General features: G+C 63.4%; 18 protein-coding genes. 11 read left to right on the top strand and 7 right to left on the bottom strand.

All coding sequences use genetic code 11. The features are described 5' to 3' along the window. The first annotated feature begins 75 nt into the window (after positions 1-75). From ribH to recJ, 10 genes are all read left to right on the top strand, one after another. Positions 76-552, top strand: a complete 477-nt coding sequence (ribH, locus tag ACYVHT_RS04540; RefSeq protein WP_460548425.1) for a 6,7-dimethyl-8-ribityllumazine synthase — start codon at positions 76-78, stop codon at positions 550-552. 176 nt (positions 553-728) lie between these two features. Continuing rightward, complete coding sequence (locus ACYVHT_RS04545; RefSeq protein ID WP_208173963.1) at positions 729-1,112, top strand: TraR/DksA family transcriptional regulator; 384 nt, start codon at positions 729-731, stop codon at positions 1,110-1,112. A gap of 154 nt (positions 1,113-1,266) precedes the next feature. Further along, on the top strand, positions 1,267-3,204 hold the full coding sequence (locus tag ACYVHT_RS04550; protein WP_460548428.1) for a pseudouridine synthase: 1,938 nt from the start codon (positions 1,267-1,269) through the stop codon (positions 3,202-3,204). Between the two features lie 91 nt (positions 3,205-3,295). Next, positions 3,296-4,036: a type III pantothenate kinase gene (locus ACYVHT_RS04555; RefSeq protein ID WP_460548430.1), complete on the top strand. Its 741-nt coding sequence runs from the start codon at positions 3,296-3,298 to the stop codon at positions 4,034-4,036. Then, positions 4,023-5,351 (top strand): hypothetical protein, encoded by a 1,329-nt coding sequence (locus ACYVHT_RS04560; RefSeq protein WP_460548432.1) that lies wholly within the window; start codon positions 4,023-4,025, stop codon positions 5,349-5,351. The genes ACYVHT_RS04555 and ACYVHT_RS04560 overlap by 14 nt, the downstream gene beginning before the upstream one ends. A 27-nt stretch (positions 5,352-5,378) precedes the next feature. Beyond that, the gene (lptC, locus tag ACYVHT_RS04565; RefSeq protein ID WP_460548435.1) at positions 5,379-5,939 is read left to right on the top strand and encodes an LPS export ABC transporter periplasmic protein LptC; all 561 of its coding nucleotides are present in this window, start codon (positions 5,379-5,381) and stop codon (positions 5,937-5,939) included. Positions 5,940-5,957: 18 nt separating this feature from the next. Continuing rightward, a complete protein-coding gene (locus tag ACYVHT_RS04570) occupies positions 5,958-6,224 on the top strand; it encodes a hypothetical protein (RefSeq protein WP_460548437.1) in 267 nt (88 codons plus the stop codon). Positions 6,225-6,386: 162 nt separating this feature from the next. Further along, positions 6,387-8,510, top strand: coding sequence for a SurA N-terminal domain-containing protein (locus ACYVHT_RS04575; RefSeq protein ID WP_460548439.1), 2,124 nt, complete (start codon positions 6,387-6,389; stop codon positions 8,508-8,510). Positions 8,511-8,679: 169 nt separating this feature from the next. Then, positions 8,680-10,506, top strand: coding sequence for a tetratricopeptide repeat protein (locus ACYVHT_RS04580; RefSeq protein WP_460548441.1), 1,827 nt, complete (start codon positions 8,680-8,682; stop codon positions 10,504-10,506). 319 nt (positions 10,507-10,825) lie between these two features. After that, positions 10,826-12,565, top strand: a complete 1,740-nt coding sequence (gene recJ / locus ACYVHT_RS04585) for a single-stranded-DNA-specific exonuclease RecJ (RefSeq protein WP_460548443.1) — start codon at positions 10,826-10,828, stop codon at positions 12,563-12,565. A 48-nt stretch (positions 12,566-12,613) separates the two neighbouring features. Here recJ and ACYVHT_RS04590 read toward each other — a convergent pair whose 3' ends face one another. From ACYVHT_RS04590 to ACYVHT_RS04600, 3 genes are all read right to left on the bottom strand, one after another. Then, entirely contained in the window at positions 12,614-13,282 is a 669-nt protein-coding gene (locus ACYVHT_RS04590; protein ID WP_460548446.1) for a TonB family protein, read from the bottom strand. A gap of 283 nt (positions 13,283-13,565) precedes the next feature. Beyond that, positions 13,566-16,004, bottom strand: coding sequence for a penicillin acylase family protein (locus ACYVHT_RS04595; RefSeq protein ID WP_460548448.1), 2,439 nt, complete (start codon positions 16,002-16,004; stop codon positions 13,566-13,568). Positions 16,005-16,209: 205 nt separating this feature from the next. Further along, on the bottom strand, positions 16,210-17,100 hold the full coding sequence (locus tag ACYVHT_RS04600; protein ID WP_460548450.1) for a septal ring lytic transglycosylase RlpA family protein: 891 nt from the start codon (positions 17,098-17,100) through the stop codon (positions 16,210-16,212). 334 nt (positions 17,101-17,434) lie between these two features. On the opposite strand from ACYVHT_RS04600, the gene ACYVHT_RS04605 reads away from it, so the two are divergent. Then, positions 17,435-18,361: a DUF72 domain-containing protein gene (locus tag ACYVHT_RS04605; protein ID WP_460548452.1), complete on the top strand. Its 927-nt coding sequence runs from the start codon at positions 17,435-17,437 to the stop codon at positions 18,359-18,361. A 56-nt stretch (positions 18,362-18,417) separates the two neighbouring features. Here the strand turns inward: ACYVHT_RS04605 and ACYVHT_RS04610 are convergent, their stop codons facing one another. The 4 genes from ACYVHT_RS04610 to ACYVHT_RS04625 all read right to left on the bottom strand — a co-directional run bounded on the left by ACYVHT_RS04610 (position 18,418) and on the right by ACYVHT_RS04625 (position 20,568). Next, on the bottom strand, positions 18,418-19,008 hold the full coding sequence (locus ACYVHT_RS04610; protein WP_460548454.1) for an arylesterase: 591 nt from the start codon (positions 19,006-19,008) through the stop codon (positions 18,418-18,420). A gap of 205 nt (positions 19,009-19,213) precedes the next feature. Beyond that, positions 19,214-19,516 (bottom strand): DUF4286 family protein, encoded by a 303-nt coding sequence (locus ACYVHT_RS04615; RefSeq protein WP_460548456.1) that lies wholly within the window; start codon positions 19,514-19,516, stop codon positions 19,214-19,216. A 109-nt stretch (positions 19,517-19,625) separates the two neighbouring features. Then, the gene (locus ACYVHT_RS04620) at positions 19,626-20,072 is read right to left on the bottom strand and encodes a DUF6526 family protein (protein ID WP_460548458.1); all 447 of its coding nucleotides are present in this window, start codon (positions 20,070-20,072) and stop codon (positions 19,626-19,628) included. A 103-nt stretch (positions 20,073-20,175) separates the two neighbouring features. Then, on the bottom strand, positions 20,176-20,568 hold the full coding sequence (locus ACYVHT_RS04625) for a hypothetical protein (RefSeq protein WP_460548459.1): 393 nt from the start codon (positions 20,566-20,568) through the stop codon (positions 20,176-20,178). Positions 20,569-20,590: the final 22 nt, after the last annotated feature.

The raw sequence follows: 20,590 nt of genomic DNA on the forward strand, positions 1-20,590 counted from the left end.
GCGGGATGGGCGTAATTTTGAGGCGCGTGAACAAAACCGCGCAATCATGGCTAATACAGCGAAAAAGAGCGATTCATGGCAACTTCCCTACAAAACCTGAGCGAGTACGACGCTTCTACTTTTATCGACATCAGCGAAAAGCGCTTCGGGCTGGTGGTAGCCGAGTGGAACCGGGAGATTACCGATGTGCTGAGCGCCGGCGCCTACGAAACGCTGCTCAAGCACGGGGCCGTGGCCGAAAACATCTTCCGCAACACGGTGCCCGGCAGCTTCGAGCTGACGCTGGGGGCACAGTTTCTGGCCCAGCACGATGAGATTGATGCCGTGATTTGCCTGGGCGTCGTGATTCAGGGCGAAACCAAGCACGACGACTACATCTGCCATGCCGTGGCGCAGGGCATCACGCAGGTAGGGCTGAAGTTTAATAAACCGGTTATCTTCGGACTGGTAACCACCAACACGCTGGAGCAGGCCTGGGACCGGGCCGGCGGCAAGCACGGCAATAAGGGCGTGGAAGCGGCTGTGGCCGCGATTCAAATGCTGGGTTTTTAGCAAAAAAGGAAAAGCGGTTCGAAAGACATAACTTTGCACCCGCAAAAACCAGTACCCAACGGCTTTAGCGTGAGGCGGCAGAAGCTTTTGAGCCCTGCCAAACCATTTAGCAGCCGCCGGCGTTGCCGAGTGGCAAGCCTTTCACATCATTTCGCAGTCCTTTTTTTACCCTATCAATGAACGACGACAACATTCGCTATTCCCGGGAGGACTTGAATGAGTTCGACCAGATTATCCAGGAAAAGCTGACGGCGGCCCGCAAGGAGCTGTCTTTCATCAAGGAAACGCTGAACCGGAGCAACGACACCGGCACAGACACCACGGCTTCCTCGGCCAAGGTGCTGGAAGACGGCGCAGACACGGCTGAGAAGGAAAGCATGAACCAGCTGGCTTCGCGCCAGATGAAGTTCATCCAGCAGCTCGAAAATGCCCAGATTCGCATCAAGAACGGCACCTATGGCGTGTGCATCGGCACGGGCAAGCTTATTCCGAAGGAGCGTCTGCGGGCGGTGCCCCACACCCAGCATTCGATTGAAGCCAAAATGGCGCGGCGCGACTAAGCACCCGCTTTTTGGGAATGGTCGGTATTGGGTAGTCAGTGGTCAGAATGATTTTTTGGTTGGCTGTGTTCAACCCGTCTGACCACCGACTACCCAATACCGATTCCTTTTTTTAACCTGTACCGTAGCGATACGGCACGCAACTTTTCTCCCCATGGGCAAGAAACATTTTTCAGAAGATAAAGCGGACCGTCGCGGCGGCCGCAATGCCGGTGGTCCCGGGGGCTTTGGCGGCAGTGCTGCCGGCCGGGGTGCTGAGCGCGGCAACGACCGGGGCAACAGCTACGGAACCGGCCGCCCGGCCTCAAACGGCGCCTTTGGGCGGCCCACGAACGGCGCGTTTGGCGGTAAAAAATTTGGCGATGGGGAGAAGCGCCCATATGGCAGCAGCTACGGCGGCGGCAACCGCGAAGGCGGCAGCGGCTTCGGGGGCCAGCGCTTCGGCAATAAGGAATTTGGCCAGCGCGAGCAGGGCGGTTTCCGCCCCGGTAATGACCGCTCGTACGAACGCCGCACCGACCGGCCCAGCGTGGGCAAGGAGCAGCGCACCGGCACCAGCTACGGGCGGGTAGCGGCACCGCGCCCCGAGCGCGGCAGCTTCGGCGGCGACCGTGAGCAGCGCGGCCCGGCCGCCAACGCCGACCGCCCCATCCGGCCGTACCAGCCCAAAGAAAACTGGAACGGCCAGCCCTACCGCCGCGACGGCGAAAAGGCCGTGCCCCGGGGCCTGCCCGGCGAGCGCAACCGCAAATTCCAGAAGCAAAACCCCTACGAGCAAACCGATGCCAGTGCCCCGCGCCCGGGTGGCAGCTTTGGCCGCAGCACGCCCCGCGAGCCGGAAGGCTTTGACCGCGACGCGGAGCGCGGCCCCAACCGGCCCATCCGCGCCGCTCGGCCGTTCGAAGCCAATCCGCCGCAGCCGCGTGAGGAGCGCAACGAGCGCCGTGACTTCGGCCGCGAGCGCAACGACGCCGGTGATGCCGACTACCGCGCCGACCAGGCTGCGTTTGGCCGGAAGTTTACGCCCGGGGCGTTTGGCCGCCGCGACGGCGCGCCTGGTTCGCCCCGCAGCACCGGCGAGCGCCACGGCAGCTACGAAAAGCGTGGCCCCAAAGAGAAGTGGGCACCGGCCCCCGGCAGCTTTGCCGAGCGCCGCGAAATGCTGAAAGCCCAGGAGCGCAGCGTACGCCGTTCGGGCACGGGCTATGGGGCCAGCGTGGACAAGCCACGGTCGGCCCGTCCGGTCGTCCAGGAAAACCGCGCCGACAAGCCCCGCTACGGCGAGAAGCCCGGCGAAGCGCCCGACTACAAAAACCTGAAGCACTACGAGCAGGACAAAAACCGGGGCAACAAGCGCCGCCGCGAGGAAGATGATTTCGGCACCGACGAAACGCGCCTGAACCGCTACATCGCCAACGCGGGCATTTGCTCGCGCCGCGAGGCCGATGCGCTGATTGCGGCCGGCGAAATCCGGGTGAACGGCGAAGTGGTGACGGAGATGGGCTACAAAGTGCAGCCCGAAGACACCGTGCAGTACGGCAAAACCAACCTCAACCGCGAGAAGTCGGTGTACGTGCTGCTGAATAAGCCCAAGGACTTCATCACGACCACGGAAGACCCCGAAGGCCGCCGCACGGTGATGGACCTGGTGGCCAGCGCCTCGAAGGAGCGCATTTTCCCGGTGGGCCGGCTCGACCGCAACACCACCGGCCTGCTGCTCTTCACCAACGATGGCGAAGTGGCGCAGAAGCTGTCGCACCCTTCGCACAAGAACAAGAAAATCTACCAGGTTGAGCTGAGCAGGCCGTTGTCGGAAGACGACCTGCGCAAGATTTCGGAAGGCCTGGAGCTGGAAGACGGCAAAGCCGTGGTGGACGACGTGGCCGTGGTGGCGGGCAACGCGCACTTCGTGGGCATCGAAATCCACATTGGCCGCAACCGCATTGTGCGCCGCATTTTCGAGCACCTCGGCTACGAAGTGGTGGCCCTGGACCGTGTGCAGTACGCCGGCCTCACCAAAAAAGACCTGCCCCGCGGCAAGTGGCGCTTCCTGAGCGAGCAGGAGGTGATTCGCCTGAAATACTTCCTGTAGGGAAATGAGGAATGAAAAATGAGGAATGAAGAAGTGGCCCAACCGCCATTTTCCATTCCTCATTTTTCATTCCTCATTCTTCATTTTATCCATGCGTACCCTCGCTCTTGATATTGGCAACACGGCCGTGAAGGCCGGCTGTTTCGATGGTCCGGCGCTGCGGGCGATGGCGGCCGGCCTCACCGCTGCCGAAGTGCACGAGCTGGTGAAGCGCTGGGCCCCGCAGCACGTCATCGTGGCCTCGGTGGCCGAGGCGGCCGTGCTGACCGTGGAGGAGCTGCGGGGCCTGGTGCCGGGCGAAATCCTGGCCTTCAGCCCCGGCACCACGCTGGTGCCGCTCGGCAATGCCTACGCTACCCGCCACACGCTCGGGGCCGACCGGCTGGCCGCTGCCGTGGGGGCCGCCGCGCTGCGGCCGGGCCGCGACACACTCATCATCGATGCCGGTACGGCGCTGAAGTTTGACCTCGTGACGGCCGATGGCACCTACCACGGCGGCAGCATCGGGCCGGGCCTGGCCATGCGGCTGCGGGCCCTGCACACCTTCACGGGGCGGCTGCCGCTGCTGGAATTGCCGGCAGCCGATGCAACGATTCCGCTCGTGGGCGACTCCACTACCGGGAGCCTGCTGAGTGGCGTGGTGAATGGCACGGTGGCCGAAATCGGCGGCTTACTCGCTCAATATCAACAGCAATACCCCAACCTGGGCGTGTTGCTGACGGGAGGCGATGCCGGCTTTCTGGCCGCCCGGCTCCCAAATAGTATCTTTGTTGTCCCCGAGCTGGTACTGCTCGGGCTAAATCGGATTTTAGTTTATCATGTTGACAAGTAAAGAGATGGAGTACCGCTGGCTGGGGCTGGTGCTGAGCGGCGTGCTGATGGCGGCCGGCGCGCAGGCGCAGGGCCTTGGCAACTCGCCGTACTCGCGCATTGGGCTGGGCGAGTACAATGCCAACACCGGCGGCGTGCGCCAGATGGGCATGGGCGGCGTGGGCCTGGCGGCGCCTAATGCGGTTAACGTGAATGAGCTGAATCCGGCAATGCTGTACTACACCGGCCGGACCACGTTTGAGGCGGGCTACAACGGGCAGTACAAGACGGTGAAGAATGCGGTGGCGTCGAGCCGGAGCGGCAGCGCTACGCTGGGCTACTTTGCCATGTCGGTGCCGCTGAGCACGCGCTGGGGCGCGGCCGTCGGGCTGAAGCCACTGAGCTCGGTCGACTACGAATCGAACACGCAGCAGCCGGTGGCCAACAAGCCCGAAGACACCGAGCTGACCCAGCTGCGCGGTACGGGCGGCGTTTCGGAAGCCTACCTGGCGCAGGGCGTGCGCTTGGCCAAGGGCTTCACGGTGGGTTTCACGGCCTCCTACGTTTTCGGGACGGTGGACGAAACGACGGGCACGACCCTGCAAATTGCCAACAGCACCGAAGCCGCCGTGAAATCGGTGGACCGCCAGCACACGCGCTACTCCGACTTCGCGTTCCGGGCCGGGGCGCACTACCGCCACAAGGTGGGCAAAAGCCTGAGCCTGAACCTGGGCGGTGTATATAGCTTCTCGCACAAGCTCAACGGCTTGCAAACCAACACCCGTGAGCGTGAGAATGCCGATGGCACCCTCATTGGCACCGCCACGGTGCTGAGCGACGGGCGGGGCAATGCCTTTGTGCCGGCGCTGGCCCAGGCCGGCCTGAGCCTCGACAACGACAAGAACTGGAGTGTGAACCTGGATGTGTCGCAGCAGCAATGGTCGCAGTTTCGCAATTTCACTTCCACCGGCCCGGCCCTGAACAACACGCTGCGGGTTGGGCTGGGCGGCGAGATTTCGCCCGACCCGGGCTCGGTGGAGCACTACTTCCAGCGCGTGACGTACCGGGCGGGCGTGAGCTTCGCCCAGATGCCGTACCAGCCGGGCGGCAAAACGCTGTATGACCGGTCGGTGAGCTGGGGTTTTGCCTTCCCGCTGCCTACGGCTACGCCCCTGGAAGCCACCACGTTCAGCCTGGCCTTCATTTATGGGGTGCGCGGCAATACCAGCCTGCTCGAAACGGCCAGCGGCTCCAGCAACGTGCAGGAAAACTACATTCGCGGCCAGCTGGGCGTCACGCTGAACAACCGCTGGTTCATCAAGCGCCGCCTGCAATAATTTCCATCGCACTAAAGCTCAGGTAACTTGTCCGGATTCAGCTATTGGTGGGGGAGTGGGGTGGTGCTGGCTATGCTGGCGCTGGCCGGCTGCGACAAGCAGAAAATCACGGGCCCTCGCATGGTGTACACCGGCCCGCTGATGGAAACCACCAACGTGCTGACGCTGGTGAGCGACTCGGCCAAGCTGAAGTTTCAACTCACCGCGCCGCTGGAGCAGCAGTTCGAAAACGGCGACATCATTTACCCCAAGGGCATGGTGGTGACGTTTTACTCGGCCGATGGCAAGAAGACGGTTATCAACACGCTGCGGGCCAACTACGGCAAGTCGGACAAGGCCAAAAACCTCTACATCATGCGCGGCAAGGTGCACGTCGTGAACGTGCCCGAGCGGCAGAACATGCGCACCGAGGAGCTGTTTTTCGACAAGAACCAGCAGCTGATTTACACCGACACCGCCATGTTTGTGAAGGTGGAAACGCCCACTGAGTACATCGACGGCTACGGGCTGAAGGCCAACCAGAACTTCTCGCGCTACAGCATCAAGCGGCCCACGGGCATCATTGCCAAAACCGGGGCCGGCCTCTAGGCGCGGCCTCTTTTTCTTATGACATTCGACAAACACCTGCTGCGCACCGTCCTGTTTTCCGTGGGCGTGGTGGCGCTGGTTATCGGCATCTACCAGACGGTTTTCTACAACGACCTGGCCCGGAACTACTGGCTGTTTATGGTATCGATGACGTGCTGGATGCCGCTGCTTTACTGGCGGCAGCAGGAGCGGCTGGCCGAGAAAATTGCCGAGCAGGAAGCCAAGCTGGCCGCCAAGCAGGCCCGCGCCAAAACCCCCGCCAAAGCCACTAAAAAACGGCGTTAGTGCTGGTATTGCCGGTTCCCTTAGATTAGGGCTGCTGCGGCCGCAATGGTTTCGGTAGCCGAGCACTAGACTTTAAAACCGGTAAAACTTTGATTCCCGGTCAAATTCTGGTTATTTTGCGCCTCTTTTGACCAACACGGATTCGATTCTTTTGACAAGTAAATGGCTTTAATTAACACGATTCGGGAAAAATCGGGCTGGGCGGTAGGTACCGTGGCCGTCGGGATGCTGCTCTTTATTGTGGGCGGCGACCTGGTGGGCGGTAAAAACAAGCTCTTCAACCGCAACGACCAGACGGTGGGCGAAGTAGCCGGCCAAAAGGTCGAACTCGCCGACTACGACAACGCCCTGACGCAGGCCAAGCAGGCTTTTATAGCCCAGCAGCAGCGCCAGCCCGACGACCAGGCCCTGGGCTACCTGCGCGACCAGGCCTGGAACCAGACCATTTACCGCCTGGCTTTTCAGCCGGAGTGGGAAAAGCTGGGCCTCAAGGTGAGCGACGACGAACTCGTGGACATGGTGCAGGGCGACAACATCAGCCCCGGCATCAAGCAGGCCTTTACCGACCAGAAGACGGGGCAGTTCGACAAGGCCCGCCTGATTGAGTACCTGAAAAACCTCGACAAGCTGCCCCCCGAAAACCAGGCCGCCTGGCACAACTTCGAAGCCAACCTGCCCGCCGAGCGCCTCGCCAACAAGTACAACGCCCTGCTGAAAAACTCGGTGTACGTGACTTCGGCCGAAGCCAAGCGCTTCGACGTGAGCCAGAACACGAAAGCCACCATCAAGTATTTGTTTGTGCCCTACGGCAGCATCTCGGACTCGGCCGTGAAAGTGACCGATGCCCAGCTGCAGGCCTACCTCGACAAAAACAAGAGCAAGTACAAGGTGGAAGACGGCCGCTCGGTGGAGTACATCACCATTCCGGTGGTGGCCTCGAAGGAGGACAGCGCGGCGGTGAAAAACACCATTGCCGAGCTGACCACGCAGTTTGCCGCCGCTCCGGTCGATTCGCTGTTTGTGATGCAGAACTCGGAGCTGCAGCCCAATAACGCGTTCCGCAGCCCGGCCGACCTGCCCGAGGAGCTGCGCAAGCAGCTGCCCCTGACCCAGGGCAAAGTGTATGGCCCGTACGTGGAAGGCGCAACGTACTCGCTCTACAAAGTATCGGCCGTGGGCACGGGCAAAGAGCCGGCCGCCCGCGCCAGCCACATTCTCATCAAGGCCGACGGCACCACGCCCGAAGCCAAAGCCGCTGCCAAAGCCAAGGCCCAGGATATCCTGAACAAAATCAAGGGCGGAGCCGACTTCGCGGCCATGGCCCGGCAGTTCGGCACCGACGGTACCAAAGACCAGGGCGGCGACCTCGGCTGGTTTGGCAAAGGCCGCATGGTGCCCGAGTTCGAGAAGGCCATTTTCGGCGCTACGTCCACGGGCCTGCTGCCCAACCTGGTAGAAACCTCGTTCGGCTACCACATCATCAAAATCACGGCCGCGCCTACCAAGCAGACCTATCAGGTGGCCGAGGTGAAGAAAACCATTGCCCCGAGCGATGCCACCCGCGAAGCCGCCTACGCCAAAGCCCAGCAGCTGAAGGGCGAAGCCACCGACCTGGAAAGCTTCCGCCAGCTGGTAACCAAGGACAAGACCCTGCAAAAGCAGGAGGCTAAAAACCTGGACCGCGGCGCGCGCAGCGTAAACGGCCTGCAGAATGCCCGTGAGCTGGTGCGCTGGGCCTTTGGCTTCAACCCCAACGGCTCGGAAACCAAGGTGGGCGACATCTCGGAGGTGTACGAAATCGGCGACCAATACGTAATTGCAGCCCTCACCGACGAGCGCACCAAGGGCACGGCCACCGTGGCCAGCCTGCGCCCCGAGCTGTCGGCGCTGGTGCGCAACGAGGAGAAGGCCAAGCAAATCATGGCCAAGCTGCCCAAAACCGGCACCCTGGAAGAAATGGCTCAGAAGTACGGCCCCACCGCGCAGCTTGGCGCCGCCGATAACGTGGTGCTAGGCCAGGGCAGCATTACCAACGTGGGCTTCGAGCCACTGGCCGTGGGCAAGGCCTACGCGCTGAAGCCCGGCCAGAAGTCGGCCCCCATCCAGGGCGAGCAGGGCGTGCTGGTCGTGGAGCCCGTAACCATGTCGATGCCCGCCGTGGCCAACGACCTGAAAACCATTCGCCAGCAGCTGACGCAGCAGCGCGCCCAGGCGCAGGACGGCAAGATTTACGAGGCCATCAAGGCCCACGCCAACGTGAAAGACAACCGCACCAAGTTTTTCTAAGCCGTCAATCCGCACATTTGAAAAGGGCCGTACCTTCGGGGGCGGCCCTTTTTTTGTGCGTCTTTCCCGGCCCGACTACTTTGAACGAAGCGCCTGAATTCCGGCGTTTACGACCTGCAGCCGCTGCGGCGCCATTGGGCCGTTGCGGCCCGAAACGACTTCTGACTCTATGCGTTCGTCTTCCCTTTTTGTAGCTGCCGCCCTGCTGCTGGCCCTGGCGGCCCGGGCCCAACCCTCGAAGCCGTGGGCGCCGGTGAGCAGCGCCGCGCTGGCCCAGGACTACGCCAGCCGGGGCGAGCACGAGAAAGTGGTGTTCCTGTTCGAAAAGCTCTCGGCCGAGGAGCAGACGAGCCCGGCCTTGTTTCCGGTATACCTGACTTCGCTGCAAGCCCTGAAGAAGTATAAGGACGCCGAAAAGCTAGCCAAAAAAGCCATCAAGCTGCACCCGGAGGACGCCACGGCGGGGGTGGCGCTGGGAAGCGTATACAAAGCGGCTGGCGATGCGCCTGCCGCCGAAAAACAGTGGAACAAGGTGCTGGCCCAGCTCACGCCGGCGCAGGTGCTGCCCGTAGCCACCGATTTTGAGCGCCGCGAACTGCCCGCATGGACGGAGAAAGCCTATCTGCGCGGCCGGGCGCTGGCCAAAAACGATACCGAATACGCCCCGCAGCTCATTCAGCTCTACACCCAAACCCAGAACCAGCCCCAGGTGCTGGCCGAAACCCTGCGCCTCATTGCCCAGGACGACAAGCAGCTGCCCTACGTGCGCAACATGCTGCAAAACGCCCTGCACGACGAAAAAGACTTCGACGCGCTGGAGAAGCAGCTGCTCACCGCCACCCAGAACCACCCCGACCAGGCCGCTTACAGCGAGTTGCTGCTCTGGCTGCAGGTGCAGCGCCGCGACTTTGCCGGGGCGCTGGTGCAGGCGCGGGCGCTGGACCGGCGCGGCCGCAGCGAAGGCGTGCGGGTGATGGAGCTGGCCGCCATCGCGCAGCAAAACAAGGACTACGAAACCGCCATCGACGGCTTCAGCTACGTGGCCAGGGAGTACCGCAGCGGGCCGTACTACAACGCTGCCCGCCAGCGCCTGCTGCAAGCCCGCGAGGCTCAGGTGCGCGAAACCTACCCGGTAGACGTGACGAAAGTGCGGGCATTGGTCACGGAATACGACCAGCTGCTGGCGGAGCTGGGCCGCACGCCCGAAACGGCCCCCATTATCCGCAACCTGGCCAACCTGTATGCCTTCCAGCTGAACGACCGGGCCCGGGCCATGACCCTGCTGCAGGAAGTCATCGACATGCCCCGCGTCAGCGATGACGTGGTGGACGAGGCCAAAGTCACGCAGGGCGACCTGTACATTCTGAAAGGCGAACCCTGGGAGGCCACGCTGCTCTATTCGCAGGTCGAAAAGTCGCACAAGGACTCGCCGCTGGGCTACGAGGCCAAGCTGCGCAACGCCCGCCTGAGCTACTACGCCGGCGATTTTAAGCTGGCCCAAAGCCACCTCGACATCCTGAAAGAGGCCACCACCCGCGAAATTGCCAACGATGCCATGCAGCTCTCGCTGCTGATTCAGGACAACACCGTGGAGGACACGCTGGGCCTCGGTCTGAAGGCCTACGCCGCCGTGGAGCAGCTGGTGTTTCAGAACAAGATTCCGGAGGCGATAAAGGGCTTGGATGACTTGCTGGACCGCTTTCCCGGCCACGCGCTGGCCGATGATACTTACTACCTCAAAGCCCAGCTGCAGCGCCGCACCGGCGACGCGGCCGGGGCCATTGCCACGCTGGAGCGCATCACCAACAACCCCAAAACCGACGTGCTGAGCGACGATGCGCTATTCCTGCTGGCCCGCATTCAGGAAGAAGACGTGAAGGACAAGGTGAAGGCCCAGGAGCTGTACAACCAGGTACTGGTGAAGTACCCCGGCAGCATTTACGTGGCCGAGGCCCGCAAGCGCTTCCGCAAGCTGCGCGGCGATGGGGTACAGTAGGCGGGGGCAGGAGGGTGAGAGGGTGTGAGGGTGAGAGGGTAGGAGTTGTGCAACCAGAAACTCCTACCCTCACACCCTCACGCCCTCATACCCTCCTGCCCTAAGCCCTCCTACCCAAAAAACAATACCAGCAGCGCCAGCAGTACGATGAACGTGCCGTACATCAACACTTCGGTGCCGATGTACTGGCGGTATTTGCGGAAAAATTCCGAAAGCTTGCTCATGGAACGGCCTGCTAAGATGACGGAGGCAAAGGTAAGCCACCGGGCGCGGGGCGGGGTTTGGTCGTACTTTTGAAGCCATTTTGACGAAGTATCCAATGTCCCAATCCGCTGCTAAGCGCTGGAATTATATCCCCGACCCCGACTCTGCCCAGGTCAACGCCCTCACCGAGGCTCTTTTCATTAGCCCCGAAATAGCGGCCCTGCTGGTGCAGCGTGGCATTGCCACGCCCGAAGCGGCCGCTGCCTTCTTCCACCCCGACCTGCGCCAGCTGCCCAACCCGCTGCTGATGCGCGACATGGACCGTGCCGTGGCCCGCCTCGCCCACGCCCTGGAAGCCGGCGAAAAGGTGCTCGTGCTCGGCGATTACGACGTGGACGGCATCACGTCGGTGGCCACGGTGATGAGCTACCTCACGCCGCTGTTTGGCGCCGAGCGCCTGCGCGACTACATCCCCGACCGCTACACCGAGGGCTACGGCATCTCGCAGAAGGCCATCGACGTGGCCGCCGACCAGGGGTTTGCCCTCATCATCGCGCTCGACTGCGGCATCAAGGCCGTGGAGCAGGTGGCCTACGCCACCAGTCGGGGCGTCGATTTCATCATCTGCGACCACCACCTGCCCGGCGAGGAGCTGCCCGCCGCCGTGGCCGTGCTCGACCCCAAGCGGGCCGACTGCCCGTACCCCTACAAGGAGCTGTCGGGCTGCGGCGTGGGCTTCAAGCTGATGCAGGCGCTGGGCCAGCACCTGGGCCTGCTGACGGAGCCGCTGTATGATTTGCTGGACTTGGTGACGGTCAGCATCGCGGCCGACATTGTGCCCATCACCGGCGAAAACCGGATTCTGGCCTCGTACGGGCTGCGGCGCTTCAACGAAGACATTGCCCTGCTGCGCCCCGGCCTGGCCGCGCTGCGCGAGCTGGCGACGCTGCGCGAAGGCCCGCTGGGCATCAGCAGCCTGATATTTGGCTTTGCGCCGCGCATCAACGCGGCCGGGCGCATGGGCGATGCCCGCCGCGCCGTGGCCATGCTGCTGGCCCCCGACCAGCAGGAGGCCCGCTACACCGCCGAAGTGGTGGACCAGATGAACCAGCAGCGGCGCGGCTCGGACCAGCACACCACCCAGGAGGCCCTGGACATGATTGCCAGCAGCCCAACCCTGCAAAACGCCCACGCCACCGTGCTCTACAAGGCCGACTGGCACCAGGGCGTGCTGGGCATCGTGGCCTCGCGCTGCCTCGACCAATACTACCGCCCCACCGTCATCCTGACGCAGCGCGATGGCAAGGCCACCGGCTCGGCCCGCTCGGTGGCGGGGTTCGATGTGCACGAGGCGCTGGAGGCTTGCGCCCCGCTGCTCGACCAGTTTGGCGGGCACCGCGCCGCCGCCGGCCTCACCCTGAAGGTGGAGAACGTGCCCGCCTTCCAGCGGCGCTTCGAGGAAGTGGTGGCCCATACGCTCACCACCGAGCACCTGGTGCGACCCGTCGAAATCGCGGCGGTGCTGCCCATCGGGCGCATCACAGAGGCCTTTTTTGGGGAGTTGCGGCGCATGGAGCCCTTCGGCCCCGGCAATCCCAACCCAGTGTTTGCCTCGCAGCGGCTCATGGCGGTGCCACACAGCGCCCGGGTGGTGGGCCAGGGCCACCTCAAGCTCCGCCTTGCCTCGGCCGATGCGCAGGGGCCGGCCGTGGATGCCATCGGCTTCGGCCTGGCCGACTACCTGCCCCAGATTGAGCAGGGCCAGCCCTTCAGCGCCTGCTACACCGTGGAACTGAACGAATACCGCGGCCAGCGCGCCGTGCAGCTGCGCCTGCTGGACGTGCGCTGGGAATAAACAGAACGGGTAGGGGCGGGGCTTGTCCCCGCCCGTTCCGGTGGCGCGTCAAGGCTTTTTCGGGAGCCGGCCGAACAGCACGGGCACGGTGAAGCTCACCGAGGCCGGCAGGCCATTCAGCTTTCCGCCCACGAAGCGCGGCAACTGGCGCACGGCGGCCAGGGCAGCGGCATCGCAGGGGGCATTCAGGCTTCTCACAAGCTTGACGTCGCGGATAACGCCGCTGGGCCCGACGATGAAGCTGACAAAGACCTTGCGGGCAATGGTATCGTTGGCCGCTTCGGGCGGCATGATGACGGCCTGCTGGATGGCCCTGAAAATGGCCTGATTGCCGCCCCCGCCTGGTAGGTGCGGCATTTCATTCACCAGTGGATATACCCGGCGCAGGGTATCCAGCATATCGCCTCGGGTGGTGCCGGAGCCCTCAAGGCGGAACGTAATGGGTACCGTAAACCCCACATCTACCGGCCGGCCATTCTGGGTGCCGGGCGTGAAGCGGGGGAGCTTTCGAACGACAGCCAGCACCTGCTCGTCGCACCCCCCACCAATACCCCGAACGATGCGTTCGCCGCGAACCGCCCCATTGCTGCCAACTACGAAATGGACCTGCACAATGCCTTCAATCTGCTGCTGAATGGCATAGGGCGGATACACTAGCCGGCCCTGAATGGCCTTAATAATGGCCGCGCTGCCACCCCCGCCGGGTAGCTGCGGCATTTGCTCCACATAGGTGTATTCTTTGCCAATCACCTTTTCAACGCCACTCTTTCCAATAACGTTTGTTTCCACTACCTGGTCGGCTCGATTAGTAGGGTCCTTCACCACCGGTGTCGCGGGCTGCTTTTGCGCAAATGCCCACATCGGCCCGAATAAGGTGGCCAGAAGCAGCGCTTTGGGGTAAAGACCTGATAGAGAAAATGATGGGTAGGAAGGCATGAAGAGGCAAAGGATTGACTTTGGAAAGAGGTTTGGCAGCCTTCGAGTAAAACCAAGAAAAAAACTATTTCCCCCGCAGCGTCCAGGCCGTGGCCACCCGCGCATTGGGCTCCTGGGCCGTGCGTAGAAACACCAGTTCATCGAGCTGGCCCACGCGCCAGGTCTCCACCAGGTTGGTGTAGAAGGGCGAGCCGGGGTTGCCGCTCTGGCCGCCGGGGTACACGCCGTAGGCGCGCACCTGCGAGCCCAGGGCCACCACCATGCGCCAGCTGGGGCCCGTGCGCTCAGTGGTGGCGTTCACAATGCCCGCGCCGCCGCCGCAGTCCACGTCCAGCACCCCGAAGCCGGGCAGCTTGAGCAGGTGCAGCACGTCGGTGCTTTTCTGGGCGGCCCAGCGCCATTTGGCGCTTTGGCGGCCGTATTTGCGGGTGAGGCTGTCCACGGCCCAGCTCAGGCTTTGGCGGGCCAGCAGGGGCAGGGTTTCGCGGGTGGTGCGGGTGCGGCGGTCGTCAACCCAATGGCTGGTGTCTTCTTTCATAATCAAGTTGTTGGTGCGGTCGCGGGCAGGGTAGCGGTAGGCCGGCCCGCTGGGGTCGGTGGGGAAGTCGTCGTCCCAGAGGCGCTTCACCAGGTTGTCGTACCACAGCTCAAACAGGCTGGGCGCGATGGCATCGGCGGTGTACTGGTAGTTCCAAGCACGCAGGGCCGCCAGGGCTTTGCCTTCGGGCGAGGCGGGCGACAAGCCGCCGGCCAAGTCCAACAAGCGCGGCAGCATGAGTTGGGCATTCATCCCGAAGTTGTCGTTCTGCAGCCGTCGCAGGCTGTCGGCCGTCACGCGGGGCATCTGGCCCAGGCGCTGGTTGATGCGTCGGCCGCGCTCCGACGAGCCGTAGTCCCAGTTTAAATAATACGGATAGTCCTCGGGCCGCACCGACGACTGATTGGCCGACGACACAAAGCCCCGCGCCGGATTCTTCACGTGTGGGTTCTGGGCGGCCGGAATCCAGCCCTGCCAGTCCTGGGCCGGGTCGCGGCCGTCGAGCAGGTACTTGCCCTGCTCGCGCCATTTCAGCGGGAAGTGGCCGTTAGGCCAGAGGGCAATATCTTTTTCCGCATCCGCAAAAACGAAGTTCTGCGCCGGCGCGCCGTAGGTGGCCAGCGCGGCCGTGTAGTCGGCGTAGGTGCGGGCGCGGTTGAGGCGGTAGAAGGTCAGGAATTCGTTGGCCGCGTCGTGGGCCGTCCAGCGGGCGGCGTAGCCGATGGGCGTCTGGGGCAGAAAGGGCTTTTGGGCCCGCTCGTACACCACCGGGCCGTGGTGGGTATAGAGCACAGTATCGAGCTGGTCGGGCTTGCCTTTTACTTTGATGTGCTCCACCACGCGGCGCACCGGGCGCCACTGGCCATTGTAGCGGTACTCGCGCCGCGAGGCATCCCGAAACTGAATCTGGTACCAGTCCAGCACGTCGGCGTAGGTATTGGTCACGCCCCAAGCCGCGTTTTCATTGAAGCCGATGATGGCCGTGGGCGTGCCGGGAATGCTCACCCCGTACACGTTCACACCCGGCGCGGCCAGCTGCACCTGGTACCAGATGCTGGGCAGGTTGAGCTGCAAGTGCGGGTCGTTGGCCAGCATCGGAAAGCCGGTTTCGGAGCGCGCGCCGCTCACCGCGAAGTTGTTGGAGCCCAGCTCCCGGTCCGGCTCCTGTGTGGGCGTGTAGGGTGCCTCGGCTGCCGCGAAAGCGGGCGGCACGGGCGGCACCGCCAGCGGCTGAAAGTCGAGCGGCGTGCCGGCCGGCACCACCGGCGACTCGCGGGTGGGGTAGTCCGGAAACAGGTCGCGCATCACCGCCGGGCCGTATTTGCGCAGGGCGTTGCTCATGCGCAGGTCGTCGGAGCGGCCCGTCAGGTCGAAGGCCATGTACTTCAGAATGAGGGCGCTTTTCAGCGGCTCCCAGGGCTCCGGCGCGTAGTCGAGCAGCTTGTACTCAAACGGGTAGGTGGCCGGCGTTAGGCTATTGATGTAGGCATTCACCCCGTCGGAATACGCCCGCACCATGGGGCCGCTCACCGGGTCGGCCAGGGCCGCTTCGCTCGATTTCTGCGCCCCGAAGCCCAGGCCCATGCGCCGGAAAAACCGGTCGGTTTCCAGCCGCTCCGGCCCCACTATTTCGGCCAGCCGCCCGGCGGCTACGTGCGCCACGAAATCCATCTGCCAGAGCCGGTCGCGGGCCGTGAGGTAGCCCTGGGCCAGGTACAGGTCGTGGTCGTTCTGGGCGAAGACGTGCGGCACGCGGTGGTCGTCGTAGCGCACGGTCACGGGCGCCTGCAGGCCGGGCAGGTCCAGCGTTTGCTGCGCGGGGAAGTCATCTTTGGTTTCGCCGTTCCGCCAGAAGCCGCGGTAGGGGCTCAGCAGCTTGCCGAAGGGCGGCACGGTGCCGTGCGAAGCATTCAGCACCCACACCAGGGTAAACGTGGCGGCGAGGGCCAGTAGCGCCTTTATCATACTTGTAGCTCGTTGCAGATTTCTCGCTGCAAGCTACTGAACCAAGCCCCAGCGGGGCGACATATCGGTAGTAAATAGATAGATAAAACGAGCAAAGCCCCATCGGGGCGACCCCCGTTGTTTGCCGGGCGCCGCCCCGATGGGGCTTAAAAAATCGGGTGGCATTGCTTCTGCCGATACGCGGCCCCGATGGGGCCGGCAAAACTCAGCGCAGCGCCACTTCGCGCACCAGCCCGCCAATGCCCCACACCAGAAGCTGCTGGCGCACGGCTTCGGCCTCGGGCCGCTCGCCGAACTGGCCCACGAGCACCCGGCTGCGCTGGCGGCCGTCCACCAAATCCTGCGAGATGTTGACCTGCACCTCGGGCAGCAGCGACTTGATGCGCGCCTGCACGCTGGTAGCATTCGCCGCATCCACAAACGAGCCGGCCTGGATGAAGAAGCCCGTCGGGCAGTTCACCGATTCGGTGGCCGTCATCACCTCAGCACCCGTTTGAGTAGAAGCAGCAATGAGCTGGGCCGTATTGGCCACGCGGGCCAGGGAGTCGGCGGGGCTGATGGGGGCATCCGGCGCAACCGAATAGGTCGTGAAAGCCGCTTCCGGGTTAGGGTCGGCGGCGTAGAGGGCGGCGAAGTTTTCGGGAGTGGTGGCGGGGCCCAGCGGAGCGTCGTCGGCCACTACCTGGGCAATGACCGTGGCGGCGCCGCAGTCCACCACGCCCAGCGGGCGGGCGGCAGCTTCCGATAAATCGAGGATGCGCTGGTGACGGAACGGGCCGCGGTCGGTGACGCGCACCACCACCGATTTGCCGTTCTTCACGTTCGTTACCCGCAGGCGGGTGCCGAAGGGCAGCGTTTTGTGAGCGCAGGTGTACTTGTGGCGGTTGTAGCGCTCACCGCTGGTGGTGCGCCGGCCCTGAAAGTAACTGCCATACCAGGAGGCCCGGCCGCGCAGCACAGTCGTAGAAGCGGAGCTAGGGGCAGGAGCTGCGTTGGTGGTGCCGGGCGCGGTGCGCGCCGAGGCGTCCAGAAAAGTCAGCAGAAAAAAGAAGCAACTGGCGAGGACGAGTACTATCGGGCGGCGAAATAAAATCATGCGATTCGCAGATGGTGAGCGAAACAAACATAGGCCTCTCCATCCGGGCAATGCTAAATTTTAGGGAGCGCTGCTAAGTGAGTTGGGTAAAAAATTGTGCAAAAACCAGAAAACTTGCATTTAATTAATCTTCATATTGGCCGCAAAAGTAGCCGTGAGGTTGCCTCAAACTATATTTTGCCAAAACCAGCCCAAGCCATTGCGCGGGTGCTGAAATTAGATTATGCGGCGGGTATAAAATTTCGGCATTGGCTGGCCGACTACCTTCGAAACCCGTTTGCGTAAGTCCCGGATTTTTCGTAAGAGCAGAAGCCCCGAACCCTACCTTTGCTTCATGGATTTTGGCCGCTTACCCGACCTGCGCTACGTTGATTTCGGGCTCCCGCCCGACCACCCCGAAACCGCCCGCGTGCTGGCCCGCGCCCGGCCTGCCCAGCCCCGGCCCGCCCGCGTGTATGTGGGCTGCCCCATCTGGACCAACAAGGACTGGCTGGGTACCTACTTCCCGGCCGGCATCAAAGAGCCTGACTACCTGCACTACTACGCCCGGCAGTTCAACAGCATCGAGCTGAACACGACGCATTACCGCATTCCCGATGCCGCCACGGTGCGGCGCTGGCGCGAGGCCGTGGGGCCGGATTCCGGCTTCAAATTTTGCCCCAAGCTGCCGCGCAGCATCAGCCACGAGCGGGAGTTATTTCAGGCCGACGACCTGGTGGTGACCACGGCGCGGGCCTTTGAAGGGCTGGGTGAGAACCTGGGCTGGGCCTTTCTGCAGCTGCCGCCGCACTTCGGCCCCGAGCACCTGCCGCGCCTGGAGCGCTTCCTGCTCGACTTCCCCGAAACCGTGCCGCTGGCCGTGGAGCTGCGCCACCCGCGCTGGTTTTCCGACCACGGCCTGGCCAATGCCGTGTTTGCCACCCTCGAAGCCCTCAACAAAACGCTGGTGCTAACCGACGTGGCTGGCCGGCGCGACGTGCTGCACATGCGCCTGACCACGCCCACGGCCTTCATCCGCTTCAACGGCCACGGCCTGCACAGCACCGACTACCACCGCGCCGACGCCTGGGCCGAGCGCATGGCCGCCTGGGTGGCCCAGGGCGTGCACGAAATCTACTTCTTCATCCACCAGAAGGACGTGCGCCACGCGCCGGTGCTCACGCAGTACCTGTTAGAAAAGGTAAAGGCGCTGACGGGCATTGCCGTGCCGCCGCCGCGCATCATCCCGCAGCCGGTGCAGGGGAATCTGTTCGGGTTTTAAGAAGCTTGCTATCAGTTGCGGTCATCCTGAGCACAGCGAAGGATGACAGGTGTAGGCTACGAGCTCACCGGCTGCTGCAGCAGCGGCCCGAGCACCTGCCACACGTTCTCGGCCAGGATTTTCTGGCCGGCCGCGTTGGGGTGCACGCCGTCGGCGAGGTTGAGGTCGCGGCGGCCCAGCACGCCTTGCAGGAGAAAGGGGATGAAGGGCAGACTATTCTTCTCGGCCAGGGTGCGGAACAGGGCTTTGAACTCGGTGGCGTAGTGGGCCAGCCGGTGACCGCCGAGCGGGCCGAGGTCGAAGGGAAACTCCAGACCGGCCAGCACGATTTGCGCGTCGGGATATTGCCGCCGCACGGCGTCGATGATGAACTGCAGGTTCTGGGTGGTTTCGCGCACCGGAATGCCGCGAATGCCGTCGTTGGCCCCGAGGGCCAGCACAAACACATCGACGGGGTGCCGGGCCAGCACGGCGGCCAGGCGCTGCCGGCCGCCGGCGCTGGTTTCGCCGCTCACGCCGTAGTTGTAGGCTTTATAGGGGAGCTGCTGCGCGTCGAGGCGCTGCTGCAGGAGGGTCGGGAAGCTGTTGGCGGCGGGCAGGCCGTGGCCGGCGGTGAGGCTGTCGCCAAAGAAGATGATGTTTTTCATGGAGTGCTGTTTTAACAGCACGGAGGGCATTTTCGTGCCCGATTTTGTGGAGAGTAGCGGAGGATAAAAACGGTCATGCCGGGCGGAGCCGGGGCCTCTCGCGTGCGGCAGTAAACCCAACGAATTGAGTTACTGCTGCACGCGAGAGGCCCCGGCTCCGCCCGGCATAACGCGCTATCTGGCCTTGGCTACGGATGCCAGCCGGCTATTCCACCACTTCCAGAATGGTGCGGAACGACACGTACTTGCCGGCGAAGTGCTTTTCCATCTCGGCGCGCAGGGCCGGGGCGCAGATGTTCTGGTAGTCCTCCAGCTGCTCCAGGCCGATGCAGTAGTATTGGGCGGCGTAGGTGATGCCGCCCTCTTCCTCGTTGAGCAGGCGCAGGAGCTGGCTTTTGAGGAAAAAGCCGGTTTCCATTACCTCGGGCATGTGGGTGGAGCGCATAAAATCCAGCCATTCCTCGGCTACGCTGGGCTCGATGCTGCTGGTGACGTTGTAGAGAATCATAAAGCAATGGGTGAAGGAGCGAATGGCGGAATGGGTGAACGGACCGGGCGGGCAGCGGTGGGCGAAAAACATTCACCCATTCCGCCATTCGCTCCTTCACCCATTGAAATCAGACGCGCATGGTGTCGAACTGAAAATCGGTGATACGGGCCTGAATGTCTTTGGGCGAAAGATTGGACGTGGCGGCGGCCTGGGCCAGCGCGGGCAGCTCGGCATCGCCGGCCAGGCGCAGGCTCAGAATCTGGGCGAGGCTGAGCTGCTTTTCGAGCTCGGCGAAGCGCTGGCCGCTCACTTCGAAGTAGCGCTGGCGCACTTCGAGCCGGCAGATGCGGTCCTGCAGCTGCAGGGCGTAGTGCTGGCGCAGCATCACGAGCACCCCGAGGCCGATGACGGCCAGCGCCGCCACCGTGAACCAGAGCCGGGCGGTCTGGTCGTCGTCGCCGGCCACCTTGGTGTAGCGGATGATGGCGTAGCCGGCCATGATGAAGGCCAGCGGCAGCAGCACGAAATGGTGCCACGGGTAGTAACGAACGGTGTTTTTGGTGGGCGTGGCCATGCGGGCGGGGGTATTGGAGGCGTGAAAGTAGGGGGAGGGGCAGGCAATAAAAAACTCCGGCCGGAGCCGGAGTCTTTTACAATACGACGGAGCGAGCGGTGCGTTACTTCATTTCCTTGGCGCGCTGCTTTTCGGCTTTGGCCAGGGCGCGGGCGGCGCGCTCCTGTTTCTTGGCTTCGCTGGCAGCGGTGCGCTGCTCTTTCAGCTGGGCTTTCTGAGCTTTTTCCTGCTGGCGCTGCTCTTTGAGCTGGCGCTTGAGGTCGCTTTGCTGGCTGGCGTTGTCTTTCAGCTGGCTGCGGCTGTCGCGCACGGCCTGGTCGCTGGTGTTGGTTTGCTGCTTCTGGGCTTCGTAGGTGGCTTTGGCATCGGTGGCGCGCTGCGCCTGCTGCTCAGGGGTGAGGGTGACCGGCTCGGGCGTGGCCGGCATGGTGGTTTGGGCCTGGGCCGAAAAGGCCGAAGCCACGAGGATGGCCACAAGGCCGAGGATTTTTTTCATGGAGGTGGGTCCGGAAACCCGT

It is taken from the genome of Hymenobacter daeguensis (genome assembly GCF_054780555.1).